Below are 2,196 nucleotides of genomic sequence, written 5' to 3' on the forward strand. Positions count from 1 at the left end.
CTACCGAGGCACCGTCACTGCCGCCGCCGTCATCGCACGCGGTGGCATCGGCGGCCAGGGCGGGGACGGCTTCGTCGGCGGCGTCGGTGGGATCGGCAACGCGGCCGACCGGATCACCCTGACTGCCCCCGCCGGCTCCGTCCCGCATCCCAACAGCCTCACCGCCACGGGCGGCGACGGCGGTCGGGGCGGCATGAACGGCCCCGGCGGCGACGCCGGCACCGGCAACGCGGGGCAGGTCACCGCAGCGACCCCCGGAGGTACCGTTCCACCCGCGACGATCGACACCCAGGGCGGCAAGGGCGGCCCATCCGGCAGCGGCGGGGGAGCGGCCGGCTACGACGGGGCGGGCAACGACGACACTGTGGCTGTCAGGGGCAACGGCAACAAGGTGAACGCCAACACGGTCGGCTACCGGGGCAGGTTCGATGCCGGGGACGGTGGCGGCAACGACATCACGGTCTTCGCCAACTACGGTTTCATCAACGCCGGTTCGGCCGGCGGCAACACCTGCACCATTACCTACAACAACGCACCCGCCAGCACCTACAACTGCACCGGCGCACCGGTCGTCGTCCTCCCGACGGGGTGCACCAAAGCCACTGCGGGCGCGACCACCACCTACACCTGCACCCAGGGTCTGAAGCAGGACTGGACGCTCGGTGACGGTGACACCGTGGTCGACATCACCAACGACGGCACCGGGAGCGGCGGGGACCTCACGGGTATCTCCAGTGGAGTCACCCTGCGCTACTCCGGCTCCGGGGCCTTCAAGGCCGATGTCACCGGCGGCAGGATCGGCCGCTTCAACGAGCAAGGCATGACCGGTATCAAGGGCAGCATCGTCGTCGACCCCACCGCGGCCGACGCGGTGGTCACCGTCACCGGGGGACCCGGCTCCCTCAACCCGCGCGAAGGAAAAGCCGGACCGGGCGGAGCGGGTGGCCGCGACTGCACCATCACCGTTCCCAAGGGCACGGTCACCCTGGCCGGCGGCGGCTATGGCCGGGATGTCAGCTTCCCCGGCGCCGGTGGTGACGGCGCGGTCAACTGCACGATCACCAATCCCGCGGGCACGGTGAAACTCGTGGGGGCCGACGGCTCCAACACCAGTGCCTTCGGTGGCGGCACGGGGGGCAAGGGCGGGACCGGTACGGTCGGCGGTACCGTCAACGCCGCCGTCGTCGAAGCGGCCGGCGGGTCGGGCGGAGCCAGCGGCTTCTACGACGGAGTGCGTCCCGGAGCCCGCGGCGGCGACGGCATCGACGGGACGACTGTCTCCGCGACCGCCGTCTCCGCGACCGGCGGCCACGGCGGCAAGGGGGCCTTCGGGTCCCACTTCTCCACCGACCCGGTCGGCGGAAAGGGTGGGCGCGGCGGTGACGGCACGGCCGGCGGCACCATCACCGCCACCCGCTACACCGCCACAGCCGGTTCGGGCGGTAGCGGCGGGATCGGTGCGAACGGCGATACCACCGACGGGAAGCCGGGAGGGCCCGGAGGTGAGGGCGGCGACGGTGGCAACGGCAACAGCGCCACCGTCAACGGCCCCGCAGGCGGGCAGGCGGTGATCACCGCCGCGGGCGGCGCCGCCGGAGCGGGCGGCCCGGGCGGAACCGGCGCCGGCACCACCGGTTCCCCCGGGGCGGTCGGCAAGCCTGGCGAGGGCAACACGGGCACGATCACCCTCGCAGGTACCGGCAACGCCGTCACCCTCGACACCAATGCGGGCAGCATCGACGCCAGGAGCGGTGGGACCAACAGCATCTCCATCACCACCAACAATGGCCCGGTCACCGCAGGTGCCGCACTCGGCAACACCTGCAGGATCACCACGAACAACAGGCCGGATGCCACGCTCCACTGCGGCGATGCCCCGACCCCGGCCCCGGCTCCTGCTCCTGGTCCCGGTCCGACGCCGAAGCCCGCGCCCGTACCACCGGCCCCGACGCCGACCGTCACCCCGGAGCCGACGCCGAGCAGGTCCGGCGCGACGGCTGCGGCGGACTGCGCACCGAACAGTCACGAGGCCCGCTGCCGACAGGGGAACCACCAACTCGCCCGCACCGGTGCCGGATACAGCACGTTGATCGCTGCGGTGCTCGGCTGCGCGGTCGCGGGCCTGGGCGCCCTCGCCTTGCTGGCCCGCCACCACCACCGGAGCCGGCGGCCGATGCCGTAGTGAGCAGCGCCGAC

At 73.0% G+C, this 2,196-nt stretch carries 1 pseudogene; it reads left to right on the forward strand.

From position 1 onward, the window contains the following. Nucleotides 1-2,182 (forward strand): annotated as a pseudogene (locus ACIRPK_RS36815) (hypothetical protein); the annotation flags it as partial. Nucleotides 2,183-2,196: the final 14 nt, after the last annotated feature.

It is taken from the genome of Kitasatospora sp. NPDC101801, assembly GCF_044766665.1.
Classification (GTDB): Bacteria; Actinomycetota; Actinomycetes; order Streptomycetales; family Streptomycetaceae; genus Kitasatospora.